At 53.5% G+C, this 16,784-nt stretch carries 13 protein-coding genes and 1 tRNA gene; 3 read left to right on the forward strand and 11 right to left on the reverse strand.

Annotated features, from left to right (window positions below; all coding sequences use genetic code 11):
• Positions 1-91: 91 nt before the first annotated feature.
• The 11 genes from dppF to F3J40_RS22900 form a co-directional block, all read right to left on the reverse strand.
• Entirely contained in the window at positions 92-1,096 is a 1,005-nt protein-coding gene (gene dppF / locus F3J40_RS22850) for a dipeptide ABC transporter ATP-binding subunit DppF (RefSeq protein ID WP_167018327.1), read from the reverse strand.
• A complete protein-coding gene (gene dppD, locus F3J40_RS22855; protein ID WP_167018329.1) occupies positions 1,086-2,072 on the reverse strand; it encodes a dipeptide ABC transporter ATP-binding protein in 987 nt (328 codons plus the stop codon). Before dppD ends, dppF begins: the two co-directional genes overlap by 11 nt.
• A gap of 9 nt (positions 2,073-2,081) precedes the next feature.
• Positions 2,082-2,984 (reverse strand): dipeptide ABC transporter permease DppC, encoded by a 903-nt coding sequence (gene dppC, locus F3J40_RS22860; RefSeq protein WP_017349306.1) that lies wholly within the window; start codon positions 2,982-2,984, stop codon positions 2,082-2,084.
• Positions 2,985-2,993: 9 nt separating this feature from the next.
• The gene (dppB, locus tag F3J40_RS22865; RefSeq protein ID WP_167018331.1) at positions 2,994-4,013 is read right to left on the reverse strand and encodes a dipeptide ABC transporter permease DppB; all 1,020 of its coding nucleotides are present in this window, start codon (positions 4,011-4,013) and stop codon (positions 2,994-2,996) included.
• A gap of 175 nt (positions 4,014-4,188) precedes the next feature.
• Positions 4,189-5,799 (reverse strand): dipeptide ABC transporter periplasmic-binding protein DppA, encoded by a 1,611-nt coding sequence (gene dppA / locus F3J40_RS22870; RefSeq protein WP_167018333.1) that lies wholly within the window; start codon positions 5,797-5,799, stop codon positions 4,189-4,191.
• Positions 5,800-6,521: 722 nt separating this feature from the next.
• Positions 6,522-6,598, reverse strand: a tRNA-Pro gene (locus tag F3J40_RS22875).
• A gap of 102 nt (positions 6,599-6,700) precedes the next feature.
• A complete protein-coding gene (gene eptB / locus F3J40_RS22880) occupies positions 6,701-8,392 on the reverse strand; it encodes a kdo(2)-lipid A phosphoethanolamine 7''-transferase (protein ID WP_167018335.1) in 1,692 nt (563 codons plus the stop codon).
• A gap of 200 nt (positions 8,393-8,592) precedes the next feature.
• The gene (locus F3J40_RS22885) at positions 8,593-9,276 is read right to left on the reverse strand and encodes an outer membrane protein (protein ID WP_370659876.1); all 684 of its coding nucleotides are present in this window, start codon (positions 9,274-9,276) and stop codon (positions 8,593-8,595) included.
• 137 nt (positions 9,277-9,413) lie between these two features.
• Positions 9,414-10,046, reverse strand: coding sequence for a response regulator transcription factor (locus F3J40_RS22890; protein ID WP_167018439.1), 633 nt, complete (start codon positions 10,044-10,046; stop codon positions 9,414-9,416).
• Positions 10,046-11,374, reverse strand: a complete 1,329-nt coding sequence (locus F3J40_RS22895) for a sensor histidine kinase (protein ID WP_240155588.1) — start codon at positions 11,372-11,374, stop codon at positions 10,046-10,048. The genes F3J40_RS22890 and F3J40_RS22895 overlap by 1 nt, the downstream gene beginning before the upstream one ends.
• A 150-nt stretch (positions 11,375-11,524) precedes the next feature.
• Positions 11,525-11,815, reverse strand: a complete 291-nt coding sequence (locus F3J40_RS22900; protein WP_167018339.1) for an HTH-type transcriptional regulator — start codon at positions 11,813-11,815, stop codon at positions 11,525-11,527.
• Between the two features lie 608 nt (positions 11,816-12,423).
• On the opposite strand from F3J40_RS22900, the gene F3J40_RS22905 reads away from it, so the two are divergent.
• The 3 genes from F3J40_RS22905 to mtlD all read left to right on the forward strand — a co-directional run bounded on the left by F3J40_RS22905 (position 12,424) and on the right by mtlD (position 16,763).
• Positions 12,424-13,137: a DUF3053 domain-containing protein gene (locus F3J40_RS22905; RefSeq protein ID WP_017349311.1), complete on the forward strand. Its 714-nt coding sequence runs from the start codon at positions 12,424-12,426 to the stop codon at positions 13,135-13,137.
• A 454-nt stretch (positions 13,138-13,591) separates the two neighbouring features.
• Positions 13,592-15,526 carry a PTS mannitol transporter subunit IICBA gene (locus F3J40_RS22910; RefSeq protein ID WP_167018341.1) on the forward strand — a complete coding sequence of 645 codons (1,935 nt, stop codon included), beginning with the start codon at positions 13,592-13,594 and terminating at the stop codon, positions 15,524-15,526.
• Positions 15,527-15,614: 88 nt separating this feature from the next.
• Positions 15,615-16,763, forward strand: coding sequence for a mannitol-1-phosphate 5-dehydrogenase (mtlD, locus tag F3J40_RS22915; protein ID WP_167018343.1), 1,149 nt, complete (start codon positions 15,615-15,617; stop codon positions 16,761-16,763).
• Positions 16,764-16,784: the final 21 nt, after the last annotated feature.

Consider the following 16,784-nt stretch of genomic DNA (forward strand, 5'->3'; position numbering starts at 1 on the left):
TCCAAGATGCCTAATCCAATTAACAACCTCACCACATCCCCACCAAAAACGGCAGCGAACCACCTGCCGTTTTCAGTGACGGGTTGAGCGACTACTCGACCCGTTGATGTTCGTCTTCATCGACGGCGAAGCAGGCAACGGCCTGATCGCCGTAGGTTTTTAGCTGCGGCTGGAACTGGGTGCAGGTGCCGAAACGACGACGGCAGCGGGCGTTAAAAGCACAGCCAGGGGGTGGATTGAGCGGGCTGGGCAGTTCGCCGGTGAGCTTGATGCGCTCACGCCGCTGCTCTGGGTTGAGGCGTGGCGTGGCCGATAACAGCGCCTGTGTATACGGATGCCGTGGATGGGCAAACAGCTCTGCCTTGCTACTTTTCTCCACGCAGCGTCCGAGATACATCACCATCACCTCATCGGCAATGTGTTCCACCACCGACAAATCGTGGGAGATAAACACATACGAAAGCCCCATCTCCTGCTGGAGATCCATCATCAGGTTCAGTACCTGAGCGCGCACCGAAACGTCCAGGGCTGAAACCGGCTCATCGGCAATCAACACATCCGGGTCGAGCATCAGGCCGCGTGCAATGGCAATGCGCTGCCGCTGTCCGCCTGAAAACATATGCGGATAGCGATCGTAGTGCTCGGTTTTCAGGCCCACTTTCGCCATCATCTCCAGCGTTTTTTCCCGCCGTTCCGCTTTGGTCAGTGACGTGTTGATCAACAGCGGCTCTTCCAGAATCTGGCTGATTTTCTTACGTGGATTCAGCGAGCCATAGGGATTTTGAAAAACGATCTGAATCTTTTGCCGCCGCAATTTTTGCGCCTGCGGATCGTGTTTCAATAAATCCTGGCCGTGCCAGTAAAGCTCGCCCGCGGTGGGGGTTTCGATCATGGTGAGCAAACGTCCCAGCGTCGACTTACCGCAACCCGACTCCCCTACCACCGCCAGCGTCTTGCCGCGCTCCAGATTAAACGACACGCCATCCAGCGCTTTAACCAGCCGTTGTTCACCAAACAGCCCTTTTTTCACCGGGTAGTGCTTTTTCAAATCAACGGCCTGTAACAGGAAATCCTGTGGGCCTGCATTAGTGCTCATAAGTGGGTCTCCCGGCGTCATCCAGCGGAAAGTGGCATTTTGACTGGCGGCCTGGGATATCCCGCAGAGCAGGCTCCTCCTGGCGGCAACGGTCAGTCACATAGGGGCAACGCGGGTTCAGCAAACAGCCGGTTGGGCGGTCATATTTGCCCGGTACCACTCCCGGCAGCGAGGCCAGACGCGCCTTGTCACTGGAAAACTCGGGCAGCGCACGCAGTAGCGCCTGGGTATAGGGGTGACGCGGCGCACGGAAAATATCCGCCGCTTTGCCGCTCTCCACCACCTGCCCGGCGTACATCACAATAATATGGTGTGCCGCTTCAGCCACCAGCGCCAGGTCATGGGTGATCAGGATCAGCGCCATGTTCTCCTGTTGTTGCAGCTCCAGTAACAGCTCAATAATCTGCGCCTGAATGGTCACATCCAGCGCGGTGGTTGGCTCATCGGCAATCAGCAGTTTGGGTTTGCAGGCTATCGCCATCGCGATCATCACGCGCTGGCTCATCCCTCCCGAAAGCTGATGCGGATACACATCCAGCCGCGAGGCGGGATCGGGAATCCCCACCTGCGTCAGCAGATCTATCGCCCGTTGGCGGCGAGTGCGGCGATTTCCTCCCTGATGCACCTTCAGCGCTTCCATGATCTGGAAGCCGACGGTGTAACACGGATTCAGGCTGGTCATGGGGTCCTGAAAAATCATCGCCACTTCCGCCCCCACCAACTGACGACGCTCTGCTTCTGAAATCCGCTGTAAATCGCGCTGATTAAATTGCAGCGAATCGGCCTTCACCTTGCCTGGGAAATCAATCAGCCCCATTATCGCCAGCGAACTGACCGATTTACCGGAGCCGGATTCGCCCACAATCCCCACCACCTGGCCTTCATCCACCTGATAGCTAATGCGATCAACCGCGCGGAACGGGTGGCCATCATCGCCAAAATGTACCGAAAGTTGTTCTACCTGAAGTAATGACATTTTCGGCCCCTACTGCTTGAGTTTTGGATCGAGCGCATCGCGTAAGCCATCGCCCATCAGGTTAAATGCCAGTACCGTCAACAGGATCACCAGCCCAGGGAAAGTCACCACCCACCATGCGCTTTGCGCATATTGCAGCACGTCAGAAAGCATGGTGCCCCACTCTGGCGTCGGGGGCTGTGCGCCCATGCCAAGGAAGCCCAGCGCCGCCATATCGAGAATGGCGTTGGAAAAGCCCAGTGAGGCCTGCACGATCAGCGGAGCGAGGCAGTTCGGCAGAATATTGATAAACATCTGACGCAGCATGCCAGCACCGGCCACGCTGGAGGCGGTCACATAGTCGCGATTGACCTCAACCAACACCGCAGCGCGGGTCAAACGGATATAGTGCGGTAAGGCGACAAAGGTCAGTGCCAGTGCGGCATTGACGATCGAAGGGCCAAAAATAGCCACCAGCACCAACGCCAGCAGCAGGCTTGGCAGCGCCAGCATGATATCGACGATGCGCATGATCACCGCATCCACCACGCCGCCGAGGTAGCCCGCCAGCAGACCAAAAATGACCCCCAGAATCAGAGAAAGCACCACCACCAGGCAGCCCACCAGCAGCGACAGACGCGCACCGTACATCAGGCGCGTCAGGACATCGCGGCCAACGTCATCGGTCCCGAGGATGAATTTCCAGCTGCCGCCCTCCTGCCACACCGGCGGGTGCAGCAGCGCGTCGCGAAACTGCTCAGCAGGGGCATGAGGCGCGAGCAGACCGGCAAAAATAGCCACCAGCAGCATCAAAACGATATAAACCAGACCGACGACCGCACCATGATTGCGCCGGAAGTAGTGCCAAAATTCCTGAATCGGGGTCATTGGCTTGGGTGCAGCGTTTACGCTTGCAGGATCAACAACACTCATTTTTCCCCCTCACTTCTTATGGCGGATGCGTGGGTTAACCACGCCATACAGCAGATCAACCAGCAGGTTGACGAGGATGATCAGGATAGCGACCAGCAGCACGCCGCCCTGCACCACCGGATAGTCACGGCGTTGCAAAGCTTCAATCAGCCAGCGGCCCAGACCTGGCCAGGAGAAAATGGTCTCTGTGAGGATCGCCCCCGCCAGCAGCGTTCCCACCTGCAAACCAATCACGGTGACAACCGGCAGCATGGCGTTACGCAGCGCGTGTACCACGATGACGCGCATCCGCGTCAGCCCTTTGGCCCGCGCGGTACGGATATAATCTTCTCCCAACACTTCCAGCATGGATGAGCGGGTCATACGCACAATCACCGCGAGGGGGATAGTCCCCAGCACAATGGCCGGTAATAGCATGTGCATCACCGCATCTTTGAAGTCGCCAGGCTCACCCCAAAGCAGCGTGTCGATCAGCATAAAACCGGTCAGCGGGTGGCTGTCATCGAGGAACAGCGTATCGCTGACGCGCCCGGAAACCGGTGTCAGGTTAAGCTGCACCGAGACCAGCATAATCAACATGATGCCCCACCAGAAAATCGGCATGGAATAGCCGGTCAGGGCGATGCCCACCGCAGTGTGATCAAAGATGGAACCGCGTTTTACCGCCGCCAGTACGCCAACCGGAATACCCACCGCAATCGCAAACAACATGGCGCAAATGCCCAGCTCCAGCGTGGCTTTAAAGCGCGGCACAAACTCATCCCACACCGGAATACGACTTTTCAGGGAGACGCCCAAATCGCCATGCAGCACCCCATTGACGTAGGTGAGGTATTGCTTCCACATGGGCTGATCGAGACCAAACTGCGCCAGTAACTGGGCGTGGCGCTCGGGGGAGATACCGCGTTCACCCGCCATGATCAGCACCGGATCACCGGGGATCAAATGGACAAACGCGAAGGTCAACAGCGTGATGCCGATAAACGTCGGGATGACAAGGCCCAGACGCCGGAGTACGAACTGCAGCATAAGCCAAATTCTCACTTTTCCCGCACAAACAACGCGGGTACTGATTGCTCACAAACGCGCCCGACAAAAACAGCCGAACGCCACGCCTTACGCGCGCAAATAAAAGGAAGTGACCGGAGCTGGGCGATAACCTCTGGCACCCGGGTAAGTGCCGTTATCGCCCGGTCCGCAAAGGTTATTCCTGAATATCGACGTTTTCGAAGTGATGTTTGCCCAACGGATCAACCACATAGCCAGTCACTTTCTTACTGACCGGTTCGTACACCGTTGAATGGGCAATGATCAGAGCCGGAGCCTGGTCATGCATCACTACCTGCGCCTGTTTGTAATACTCAATCCGTTTATTGTGGTCGGCTTCAGCGCGCGCGGGCTGAATCAGGTCTTCAAACGGTTTGTAGCACCAGCGGGAGTAGTTGGAGCCGTCTTTGGCTGCTGCACAGCTGAACAGCGTCGCGAAGAAGTTATCCGGGTCGCCATTGTCTCCGGTCCAGCCCATCATCACGGTCTGATGTTCACCGGCTTTGGCGCGTTTCAGGTATTCGCCCCATTCGTAGGTCACGATGTTGGCTTTCACGCCGATTTTCGCCCAGTCTGCCTGAATCATCTCCGCCATACGGCGTGCGTTCGGGTTATACGGGCGCTGCACCGGCATCGCCCACAGGTCGATACTGAAGCCATCTGGCATGCCCGCTTCTTTCAGCAGGGCTTTCGCTTTGGCAGGGTCGTAAGGATAGTCTTTGACGTCATCGTTGTAGCCCCACATGGTAGGTGGGATCAGGTTTTTCGCCGCCTGGCCCGCCCCCTGATAGACCGCATCAATGATCGCCTGCTTGTTCACCGCCATGGTCAGTGCCTGACGCACTTTGACGTTATCCAGCGGTTTTTTCTCGGTGTTGAATGAGAGATAGCCCACGTTCAGGCCTGGCTGCTCCAGCAGATTGATATTGGTATCTTTCTTCATGCTGGCGATATCTGCCGGGTTGGGATACGGCATCACCTGGCACTCGCCTTTCTGCAATTTGGCGTAGCGCACGGAGGCATCCGGGGTGATGGAGAAGACCAGACGATCAATTTTCGGCTTGGTGCCCCAGTAGTCCGGGTTGGCTTTATACAGGATGCGCGAATCTTTCTGGTATTGCAGCAGCACAAACGGGCCAGTACCAACCGGATTAAGGTCGACTTTTTCTGGCGTACCCGCTTTCAGCATGTTATCCGCGTATTCCGCAGACAAGATGGAGGCAAAGTCCATGCCCAAATCGGCGAGGAACGGCGCTTCAGAACGCGTCAGGGTGAAGCGTACGGTATGGTCGTCCACCTTCTCGATTTTGCTGATCAACTTCGGCATGTCCATGCCTTCGAAGTACTCGTAGCTGCCGCCAGAGACACCGTGATACTTATTGTTTTTGTCGAGCTGGCGTTCGAAGGAGAACACCACGTCATCAGCGTTGAAGTCGCGCGTGGGTTTAAAATCTTTGGTGGTTTGCCACTTCACACCCTGGCGCAGGTGGAAAGTGTAGGTTTTGCCATCTGCGCTGACGTCCCATTTTTCTGCGAGACCAGGTTGCAGTTCAGTGGTGCCGGTTTTGAACTCGACCAGACGGTTGTAGATCGGTACTGAGCTGGCATCGTAGGTGGTGCCGGAAGTGAAGAGCTGCGGGTTGAAGCCTTCCGGTGAACCTTCTGAACAGTAAACAAGGGTTTTTGCCTGAACACCGGCGGCCACGGTCATAGCCAATAGGCTAAGACCGACCTTCAGCATCCTGGATTTTGCCAGGGAGTTGCTCATGTCGTTGCTCCATCGTGATGTGTTGTTGTGTGCTTCGTCCGACCTCTGTTTTTTTTGTGCGGTTCGGACAGGTCACGTCAAATGACCCCTGCGCGTGGCGATTTTTTTAGTAAACCGTTCTGGTAAGAAGCGGGTTATTTGACCACTGCGCAGCGTGACGACTCAATTTGTCAACAGTTGCAATCAACGTCAATACAAGCACAAGTTATTTACATAGAGTGTGAGTAACCGCAAGCAACGATAAAAAAGTGAAAAAAACGTGACCAGTAGTGATTAATTTTATCTTTCAGTGGAAAAATCCAGTAATCACGCTGTGAACTATCCCCTTATTAGCCATTTTTCATCGCTAAAAAACCTTAGTATATTAGCGGCAATTGCTGACAATATGAGCGATATTGCGTGCGTTATGACGTTCAGGCAGCAAAATATGCTGCTTTGCGTGTATAAGAATTAGGCAAGTGGTCGATTTTTATCATAAGAAAAATGTGTCACGAATTAAGATTCGAGCGCAGATACCGCAAGGGCTGAGAAGAGATTGATCTGCTTTTTTACGCGTTGAACTAATGAAAAGCCGCTAAGCCGGATTTTTTGGTAATTACTGACAACGGTAACAAAACATGACGTGAGCGCGCCACTCGCGGAGGAAATCAGGGGAATTTACACAGATGGGGCAAAAAATAGACGAAAAAAAACCTGCTTTTTCAAGCAGGCTTTCTTAAAGATGGTCGGCGAGAGAGGATTCGAACCTCCGACCCACTGGTCCCAAACCAGTTGCGCTACCAAGCTGCGCTACTCGCCGATGGGGGCGCATGTTACTGCTCCCTCATGGGAGCGTCAACCGCTTTTTAATCCCCCCGGTTTGATTGCCTGAAAAGCAGCCAAATTAGAGCCAAAACACCGTTTAAAGTGGATGCGCCACCGGTTTTGCCGGTGGCTGACACCAGTTGTTCGCCGGGTTGATCCCACCGTTTGGCGAGGTATAACCGAGGCAACCCAGAATGGAGTCAAACAGCTCGACGTGACGATGGGGTTGGCCCACACGCTGTTCTGCCTGCAAACGCTCAAAGCGAGCGCGGTTCTGTGCGTCCGCCAGATAGCTATCGGAAGCCCACACCAACATAGGCACGCGGAACTGCTCTGGTGGAGCCATCTCGCGTGGCGTCCCGTGCAGGTGCATATTTTCGCTGATCGATTCACCGTGATCGGCCGCGTAGAACACGATCGCTTTCTTGTTACGTAGCTGGTCAAACACGCTATCGAGCATGTTATCCACGTACATCACCGAGTTGTCATAAGCGTTGATCAACTGTGCTTTACTACAGAAATCATCCACACCGATACATTCTGGCTGGTAGTGGGCAAAGCTGCGTGGATAGCGCTGAGAATAGAGATAGTGCGAACCCTTGGTATGCAGGATCACCAGATGCTTGCCCTGAGGATAGCGTTCCAGTGACTTCTGCAATTCAGGCACCAGCAGCATGTCATCCACGGCTTTCCCTGCATTGTCTTTTTCCGAGCCAATCTGCTCGCGGAAAGCAAAGTTGTTGACGTTGGTGTTGTCGTAGAACCACACCTCACTCTGCATAGCAAAGAGTTCAGAGGTGAACCCCAACGATTTCATCACTGCGAAGACGTTTTCCTCTTTCAGGGTGCGGCCTGGGTTATCCATGGTGCCGCCCTCGCGTACAAACATGCAGCGTAATGAAAGCTTGGTTGCGGTATCACATGACTGGCCACGGAAAGCCACCAGGTTCTTCTCCTGTGAAAGCTTCGGCGTGGTATTCCGCTCATAACCAAGAATGCCCATGTGATCCCAACGGGTGGTTTCACCGATGACAAAGACCACGTAGGTGTCATCAATACCCGCAGGGGCTACGTAAGTGAAGGCTTTGGCCGGATCGAACAGTGACGATTTATCCATTTTTTCGTCGATGCGAGTCCAGGTGAACAGCCCCAGAGCCGCCAGCCAGTTCGAAGGCAGGTAAGAGTGGGCAACCACGCCGCCATAACTGGGTAAATCGATATTGGTGATTTTCTCCTGCACTTTTTGCAGGCGATCAAAATAGCGGATAGGCAGCCAAACCAGCGCCACACACAGCAACAGCGTCAGCGTTGGCCGCAGGCGCTGCCCCGGCGTACGCAGCTGTTCGAGCAGGGTATTGCGGAGATGACTGCGCCAAATCAGCAGCAACGGCAGCGCACTGACCAGCACCATCCACACCACATAGTGAAAACCCACCACCTCTTTGGATAAGTCGGTATCGGTGGTCATCACTGAGGCGACAATCCCATAGCCAATCACCACGTTGAAAAAGATCATGTAATAGGCGGCAGCCACCGAGATCAGTACCAGCAGGCTGGCAAGGATGCGCCAGGCCAGCTTCCCGCCCAGAGAACAGAGGCGAATTAAGAAGAACGGTAACAGCACACTCGCCATGATTTCAGCGAGCGCAGAGAAAAGATTGGTCAAAGAGGGGTGCTGCAAATAACCGTCAAAACGGCGGTAAAAAATCGGCAAATTCAATAAGATGCCGATATAGAGCGCCAGCAGCATTGAGAGCTTTTGTTGGCTCAGCGTTTTAATAAAATTCATTGAACACAGGTATCCCGAGGTGAAGAAAATAAACAACAAGCCTTACTGTGACTAAAGCGAAACGCCAGAGTTCGTTTTATCAGCAAATTGTGAGCAGATTGTCTCATTCTGGTGGGGATTCTGAAAGGAAGCAGGCCCAGAACGGGCCTGTTGTGTGACAGGGATGCTTTAACGCCAGTATATGTTGTTAGCATTTATGCTCAGAACACATAACGCGTCCCTATAGAAATCTCACTGGTACTCAGGCGGCCTTTCATTTGCTCATCTTTGAGGCCACGTACATTACTGAAATTGTTGTAGCCGCTTTCAATTTTCCCCATATCCACATAACGGTAGCCTGCATCAATACTCAAGCGAGCTACGGGGATATAGCTGATACCAGCACCCACCGCCCAGGATAAATTATTTTGCGTGTTAGAGGCATATTCACGCGAGGGATTCCCCTGCCAGCCACCCGCATCCACTTTTGTTATCCCCAGCCCTGCTGTACCAAACAGCGATAATCCGTAACCGATATCGAAGTCACGATAGGCATTGAGCATTAACCGTTCGGTTTTTACTTTTAAATGGTTATAACTCGTTGAGAATGTGGAAGAACCGCTAGTGAACTCGGTTTTCTGAGGAACGGTATACTCCCCTTCAGTACGCCAGCCATTGCCATACTGGTAGCCAGCAGCCAGTGAAATGCCGCCATGACGCGCTGTTGTCTTACCTTCCACAAACTGCCCAACGCCGGGGCGACTGCTCGTGTCCTGCCCACTGGCACGTTGTTCACTGTAGGCGTATTTCGCGGCAGCATAATACCCTTCGTCATCTGGCGCAGCCAGCAGTGGACTCGCCATCAGCATAAGGGGAATCGCTAACAAACCCGTTGTTTTTTTCATCTTCATTGATCCTTGTTGTGCTATCCCGCCTTCTCAGGGCGATGGTGGGATACGTTTCGTGAAGTTGCATGTGGCGACCTGTCTGTGCGCCATACTAAGAAACGTTCAACGAGGAAACTATTGAGGCAATTACCTAACTAACCAGGTGTTTTTACGTATTTTTCTTTAGCGATCCCACCATAGATTTGCAGTAGCTTCGGCAGTGACTTTACGTCCAGTTTGATGAAAATATTCGCGCGATGCGCTTCAACGGTGCGAGGAGAGAGGGAGAAACGCTGAGCGATTTCTTTGCTGGAATACCCCGTCATCATCTGTGCGAGTATCTGTTTTTCACGCCTCGTCAGCAGCGAGAGTTTTTGCTGCAGTGGCTGCACTCGCTGTTGAGCTTCTTGCTGTTTTTTCTGCTGTTCAATTGCCGCGCCAACCACCTCAAACAGCAAGTCTGCATCAATGGGTTTAGTGAGAAACTCAAAAGCGCCGTCTTTGAATGCACGGCGGCATAAATCAATATTTCCGTGTCCCGTCATGATGATAACGGGCAATGTCAGCCCTTGCTGTATCCACTCATGAAGCCATGTTAACCCTGTTTTCCCGGGCATACGGATATCAAGCAAGATACAGCCTGCCAGGTCGTTTAAATTCCCCACCTGCCGCTGAAAATGCTGAGCACAGCTAAAGGTTTGTGTTTGCCAACCAACGGTTGAAAGTAAAAGGCTAAGGGAGTCGCGAATTGCCACATCGTCGTCAATAAGCCAGATTTTGGGCCCCATTAATTTGCCTCTTCCCTTAGGGGAAACCACAGCCGAAAACAAGCACCCTGGCCCGCAATATTGCTCGCCTCAATAGTGCCGTTCAGTCGATGCACCAGGGTATCCACCAGTGCCATCCCCAAACCAATTCCTGCCACTCGCGTGGTAAAAAATGGCATAAATACCCGTTCCAGCGCTTCTTCTGAAAGGCCAGGTCCGCCGTCGGTCAGTGTCATCACTATTCCTCGATCTTTGTGTCGCACATCAAAATGCAGCCACGCCGCCGCACACCCCACCTGAGCCTGAATCGCGTTACTGGCGATATTATGGAGAATTTGTTCTACCCATAGCGGTGGTGCTACAAGCATCGAGAGATCGTCTGCAAAATGGCTGCTCAGGTGAACTTTTCCTGCACGAAATTCGTTATCCAGTAGCTGGCATACCCGCAGCCAAAGTGCCGGGAGCACTATTGGCTGATCAGCGGCATCATCACTGGCGAGTCTTTGTCGGAATTGGCTGAGCAGCGCATCAATGCGCTTTATCTGGACGACGGCGGCGTTAAGGAGACCGGGAATTTGTGCCAGCTTATTCTGCTCAATTAACCTCACTGCGGCTTGGTTATAACTCATGATCGCAGTCAGGGGTTGGTTGAGCTCATGCATCATCCCTCCAGCAAGTTCACCCAGCGTATTCAACCGGGTCAGCTCAGCATAGTGAGCGCGCAGATCGGCAATATCCCGACGACGCTTGTTCGTCTGATACTGTGTGAGTAAATAGAGCGCTAGCGCCCAGAAAAGCGCCGGTGATCCTACCCACCACCATGGCAGCGTTTCCCAGGTCGGGTTGCCACCCGCAGAGAGGAGAAAAGGCTGATTCGGGCTGACAACGGTTTTATCCCATCGCCACCAGGTAGAGGTATTGCCATCCCCCTGTTCATATAACCTGGCCTGCTGCCAACTGATGGCAAAATGCTGGAAGGTCTTTTTCTCTTCCTCACCCGCAAGCAGCACCGTTAGGTCAATCAGCAACGATAAACCGCCATGACTCAACCAGTATTGTCCCTCACCCTCGGGAATCACTGGCATGCGAGGTGTCAATGCAGAGTCGTGTCTCCACTGCACAATCTGCGGCAGCATATGTGTTACTTCAGCCATATTTTGTTGGGTCGAAAGCAGTGGCATGATCGCGTCATGCTGCGAGAGTTTCACCGTGATATCGCGGTAGAGGATACGGAAATCAGCTGATTTTTCTTCATATTGCTGTAGCAGAAACCAACCACTAAGACTGGCACTGCTAAGCAGTGTGAGAAGTAGCCAGGTGACGCCCCTCAACATGTCAGTGCTTTTCATAGATGCAGGCTTTGCAGAATAAAGGTTGCTAAGCATGGACTGATGGGTGAAAAAAAAATCTGGGATGCGTCGGGTAAGGCCACTGGCTGGAAAAATAAGGCATAAAAAAACCCGCCAGCGGCGGGTCATTTCATCTCTCTTTGATACTTTTCAATCTAACAGCTGACGTCCCAAATACGGGTTTGCATGTAACAGCTTCATCAATTTCTGAGCCGTAGCAGAAGGACGGGTACGACGTGCTTCCCAGCTTTTTACTGAAGAGACACTTACGCCCATGACTCGGGCAAATTCATCCACCTGCATCCCGGTCAGTTCACGTAAGCGCTGCGGCTCAGGAAGTGATGGGGTTGATACCTGCACCGCAGGCTTCAGGCTGTCACGCGTTAAAACAATCTGTTCAAGGCTACTCAGTAATTCAAAAACAGGATCTTTTACTTCCATAGAGAACTCCTTAAAACTCACTATGAATCACGCGAAAGTAGGAAGATAAGAATCTGCAAGGAGATCCAAAGACCAGGACCGCAGGCTGCATCCCGCAAGGGTTTATAATTTTTAGTGTAAAACCCCTACGGGACACAGCCTGCCCGTACCACCCGAAACAGCGGCACCCATGTATGTTGGCCTGGGAAGTAATTATGGATAAAGAAAGCAACTTTTGCCGGGCAAAACAGGGAGATTATTTCAGCTTTACTTTTCATTTACATTGCAAAGCCGCTAACGCTTTATTGCGTCTGGATATTCTTCCTACCGCTACGCTTTCATAGCCAAAGCTGATATAGCATAAATTGCTACAACGCCGTTCCACCTGCCAGGCCATCACCGGAGAGTGAAGCAATAAACGCACCATTTTCACCCAGCAGGCCTGCATGGCCTAACGCAGCTTAAGGGCCACTCCACTGCGCTGTTTTTGTGCAAAAACGCACTAACATGCAGCAACTGCGCCAGTTACCCCTCACCGCCATTGTGCCGACTCAGGCCTTTGTTCTATCCTTTAAGACTGTTCTTATCCCAGCAGATTTTTCGCCATTTTACTGACAGGAGTTGCAGACATGGCTATCGGACTAACCCGCATCGGGAAACGCGCAGGTTTGCTGCTCGTCACCGCGCTTATGGTTGTGCAGCTCACGGGCTGTGGCGACAAACAGGGCGATCAACGTAAAGCATTTATCGACTTCCTGCAAAACACCGCCATGCGGAGCGGCGAGCACCTGCCTTCACTGAGTGAAAGCCAAAAACAGAGCTTTGGCCCCTACGTCAGCGATTACGCCATCATTTATGGTTTCTCACAGCAGGCGAGCAAAGCGGTTGATCAGGGTATTCGCCCGGTGGTCGATGAGCTGGCCGCCATTCATGTGCCACAGGATTACCTGACCCGCCGTGATTCTCTGCGCCAGGCGAGCGGCGCGTTAACGGTGGTCACACAGCAGGTTGAGAGCGCTAAATTACAGGCCGATAGCGCGAAAGCGACCCTGAAACAGCCGGACGACCTAAAAAGCGTGTTTGATAAAGCGTATGACCAGGTTGTCACGCTGCCATCAAACCAGCTGACGCCGCAATTGACCCAGTTGCAGAGCCTCAGCCAGTCTGCGGTTCAGGCAGGCGATCTGCTCCAGGCACAAGGAACCCACGTCAGCTTCAATAATGGTGGCGTGCAGTTCTCCAGCCAGGATCCTGCTACGCAGTACAACGCACTGATGAGCCAGATTGCCACCGATGCCCCCGCATTAGTGCAGGCTCAGCGCACGGTGCAGAGCGCGCAATAACTGAATAGCGGTTAAGCCAATAACTGGGTTTAACCGCTCTCCTGCTATTAGTTACCACCCCGCCGATTCACCAACGCACCCACACGTGACCAAAGTGTGATCTGCGGCATTTTTGACCAAAAATTGTTTGTGATTCAGATCACATTAATGAAACAAACACCCGCCACATAAAAGTGACACAAATCACAAAAACACCTCTTATTTGTACAGAAAAAACCCACATCGCCGCACTTATCGCGTTTATGTGTGATCCCGATCACGCAAAATGGCCTCCACCCCGGGGGGTTAAAGTGATCCAGATCACACTAAAGTGCACCGCTACGCAGCGTCATATTCGCGTGATAGAGTCCGCGTGCATACAGTAATAGCGACGGCTCCCCGCCGTAACGCCTAAACAAAAACAAACGCGCTCTCCTGGTTTGCAGCGCGTCTCGAGAAGAGAAGGGGTGGATTTATGTCCTCATCAGCTAAGGTCAAAGTTCAAAGCTTTGGTCGTTTCCTGAGTAATATGGTGATGCCTAACATCGGTGCGTTTATCGCCTGGGGTATCATCACTGCGCTGTTCATTCCAACCGGTTGGATCCCAAATGCCACGCTAGCTAAGCTAGTTAACCCGATGATCACCTATCTGTTACCTCTGTTGATCGGCTTTACCGGCGGTCGCTTAGTGGGTGGCGATCGCGGTGGTGTGGTGGGTGCTATCACCACGATGGGGGTTATCGTCGGTGCGGATATGCCGATGTTCCTCGGTGCGATGATCGCAGGCCCGCTGGGTGGCTGGGCGATTCGCGCATTTGACCGTGCCGTTGATGGCAAAATCAAAAGCGGCTTCGAAATGCTGGTAAACAACTTCTCCGCAGGCATCATCGGTATGCTGCTGGCGCTGTTGTCTTTCAAAGCCATTGGGCCACTGGTGGAAGGGCTGTCGCATATTCTGTCGACCGGCGTAAACATCATGGTGCAGCACAACCTGCTGCCGCTGACCTCCATCTTCGTTGAGCCAGCAAAAATCCTGTTCCTGAACAATGCCATCAACCACGGTATCTTCTCACCGCTGGGCATTCAGCAGGCCAGTGAAGCAGGCAAATCGATCTTCTTCCTGATTGAAGCGAACCCAGGCCCAGGTATGGGTGTACTGGTAGCCTATATGCTGTTTGGTCGCGGTAGCGCGAAACAGTCTGCGGGCGGTGCGGCAATCATTCACTTCCTTGGCGGTATCCACGAGATCTACTTCCCTTACGTGCTGATGGCTCCGCGCCTGCTGCTGGCGGTAATTTTAGGCGGGATGACCGGCGTGTTTACCCTGACCCTGCTGAACGGCGGTCTGGTTTCTCCCGCTTCACCAGGTTCTATCCTGGCCGTGCTGGCGATGACACCTAAAGGCACCTACGTCGCAAACATCGCAGCGATTATTGCCGCCTTTGCCGTCTCCTTTATCGTCTCTTCTGTCCTGCTGAAAACCAGCAAAGTCAAAGAAGATGACGACATCGAAGCGGCGACCCGTCGTATGCAAGAGATGAAAGCACAGTCTAAAGGCCAGAGCAGCGCAGGCAGCACCGTGGTGGCGGATGCCAACAGTGTTGATCTGACTCACGTGCGTAAAATTATCGTGGCCTGTGATGCCGGTATGGGCTCAAGCGCCATGGGTGCTGGCGTACTGCGTAAAAAAGTTCAGGATGCGGGTCTGACTAACGTTTCCGTCACCAACAGCGCGATTAATGCGCTGCCGGGCGATGTTGATCTGGTGATTACCCACCGTGATTTAACGGAACGCGCTATTCGTCAGGCTCCGCAGGCACAGCACATCTCACTGAATAACTTCCTTGATAGCGCGCTGTATACCAATCTGACCGACCGTCTGGTGCAGGCTAATCGCAGCGAAGGCCATCGCGAGAAAGTCGAGCACACTCTGGCAGACAGCTACGATGACGGCCAGTCTCAGCTCTTCAAACTCGGCGTCAGCAACGTGTTCCTGAATCTGCATGCGGATAACAAAGAGCAGGCGATCCGCTTTGCCGGTGAGCAGTTGGTGAAAGGAGGCTACGTTGAGCCAGAATACGTTGATGCCATGCTGCAACGTGAAATGCTGACACCAACCTATCTCGGCGAATCCATTGCTGTGCCACACGGCACCGTGGAAGCTAAAGATCGCGTGCTGAAAACCGGTATCGTGTTCCTGCAGTATCCAGAAGGGGTGCGCTTCGGTGAAGAGGAAGATGATATCGCCCGTCTGGTGATCGGTATTGCAGCACGCAATAACGAACACATTCAGGTGATCACCAGCCTGACCAACGCCCTGGATGATGAAGGGGTGATTGAGAAGCTGGCGACCACACACAACGTGCAGGAAGTGCTGGACCTGCTGTCTGGCAGCACAGCGGCTTCATAAACAGGCTGTTTTTCCTGGGGCGGGTGAGCCCGTCCTGAATCCGGGGCGGGCCTGCCTGCCCCATTGTCATTTGCAACGGGTCTCTACTATGAAAGCGTTACATTTTGGTGCGGGCAACATTGGTCGCGGCTTTATCGGCAAATTACTGGCAGATGCGGGCATCGAACTGGTGTTTGCCGATGTGAATCAGGTGGTGTTAGATGCGCTGAATGCTCGCCATGAATACCCGGTGAATGTCGTAGGCGAGCAGCAGCAGGTTGAGATAGTGCGCGGCGTGAGCGCCGTGAACAGCACCAGTGATGACATTATCGGACTGGTGGCTGAAGTGGACCTGGTGACCACCGCCGTTGGCCCTACCGTGCTGCAACGTATCGCACCGGGTGTGGCAAAAGGGTTGATTCAGCGTCACGACAGCGGCAACACAAACCCACTGAATATTATCGCCTGCGAAAACATGGTGCGTGGCACCAGCCAGTTTAAGCAGCATGTACTCCAGGCCTTGCCAGAACAGTACCACGCCTGGCTGGAACAGCACGTTGGCTTCGTCGATTCAGCCGTAGACCGTATTGTTCCGCCTGCCGACAGCGCCAGCAATGATCCGCTGGAAGTGACGGTAGAAACCTTCAGCGAATGGATTGTGGATAAGACACAGTTCAAAGGCGCGCTGCCGGTGATTGCGGGCATGGAGTTGACCGACAACTTGATGGCGTTTGTCGAGCGCAAGTTGTTCACCCTCAACACCGGTCATGCTATTACGGCTTACCTCGGCCAGTTGGCAGGTAAACAGACCATTCGCGATGCCATTCTCGATCAAGCGATTCGCCGTGTCGTGCTGGGTGCCATGGAAGAGAGTGGCGCAGTGCTGATCCAGCGCTATGGCTTCGATGCGGCTAAGCATGCGGCTTACATCCAGAAAATTTTAGGCCGTTTTGAAAACCCGTGGCTGAAAGATGATGTAGAGCGCGTTGGCCGTCAGCCACTGCGCAAACTCAGTGCGGGCGACCGTCTGATCAAGCCCACGTTGGGTACGCTGGAATATCAGCTCCCGCACAGTAACCTGGTGCAAGGTATTGCTGCTGCGCTGCACTATCGCAGTGAACAAGATCCTCAGGCGCAGGAACTGGCTGCGTTGATTGCAGAGAAAGGAGTGAAAGCCGCACTGGTCGAGATCTCCGGCCTGGATGCCGATAGCGAAGTGGTCGCCTCTGCGGTAGCCGCCTATCAGGCTACGGCTTAAGGTACTGGGCACAGCTTTGCT

The sequence above is a fragment of the Candidatus Pantoea multigeneris genome, assembly GCF_011752615.1.
GTDB lineage: Bacteria > Pseudomonadota > Gammaproteobacteria > Enterobacterales > Enterobacteriaceae > Pantoea > Pantoea multigeneris.

What these genes read in the sequence shown, in the direction of transcription:
- eptB (WP_167018335.1), bottom strand. Translation starts at nt 8,392, where the DNA reads ATGAATTTTATTAAAACGCTGAGCCAACAAAAGCTCTCAATGCTGCTG.
- F3J40_RS22890 (WP_167018439.1), bottom strand. Translation starts at nt 10,046, where the DNA reads ATGGGGCCCAAAATCTGGCTTATTGACGACGATGTGGCAATTCGCGAC.
- F3J40_RS22900 (WP_167018339.1), bottom strand. Translation starts at nt 11,815, where the DNA reads ATGGAAGTAAAAGATCCTGTTTTTGAATTACTGAGTAGCCTTGAACAG.
- F3J40_RS22885 (WP_370659876.1), bottom strand. Translation starts at nt 9,276, where the DNA reads ATGAAAAAAACAACGGGTTTGTTAGCGATTCCCCTTATGCTGATGGCG.
- dppC (WP_017349306.1), bottom strand. Translation starts at nt 2,984, where the DNA reads ATGAGTGTTGTTGATCCTGCAAGCGTAAACGCTGCACCCAAGCCAATG.
- dppD (WP_167018329.1), bottom strand. Translation starts at nt 2,072, where the DNA reads ATGTCATTACTTCAGGTAGAACAACTTTCGGTACATTTTGGCGATGAT.
- dppB (WP_167018331.1), bottom strand. Translation starts at nt 4,013, where the DNA reads ATGCTGCAGTTCGTACTCCGGCGTCTGGGCCTTGTCATCCCGACGTTT.
- F3J40_RS22895 (WP_240155588.1), bottom strand. Translation starts at nt 11,374, where the DNA reads ATGAAAAGCACTGACATGTTGAGGGGCGTCACCTGGCTACTTCTCACA.
- F3J40_RS22905 (WP_017349311.1), top strand. Translation starts at nt 12,424, where the DNA reads ATGGCTATCGGACTAACCCGCATCGGGAAACGCGCAGGTTTGCTGCTC.
- mtlD (WP_167018343.1), top strand. Translation starts at nt 15,615, where the DNA reads ATGAAAGCGTTACATTTTGGTGCGGGCAACATTGGTCGCGGCTTTATC.
- dppA (WP_167018333.1), bottom strand. Translation starts at nt 5,799, where the DNA reads ATGAGCAACTCCCTGGCAAAATCCAGGATGCTGAAGGTCGGTCTTAGC.
- dppF (WP_167018327.1), bottom strand. Translation starts at nt 1,096, where the DNA reads ATGAGCACTAATGCAGGCCCACAGGATTTCCTGTTACAGGCCGTTGAT.
- F3J40_RS22910 (WP_167018341.1), top strand. Translation starts at nt 13,592, where the DNA reads ATGTCCTCATCAGCTAAGGTCAAAGTTCAAAGCTTTGGTCGTTTCCTG.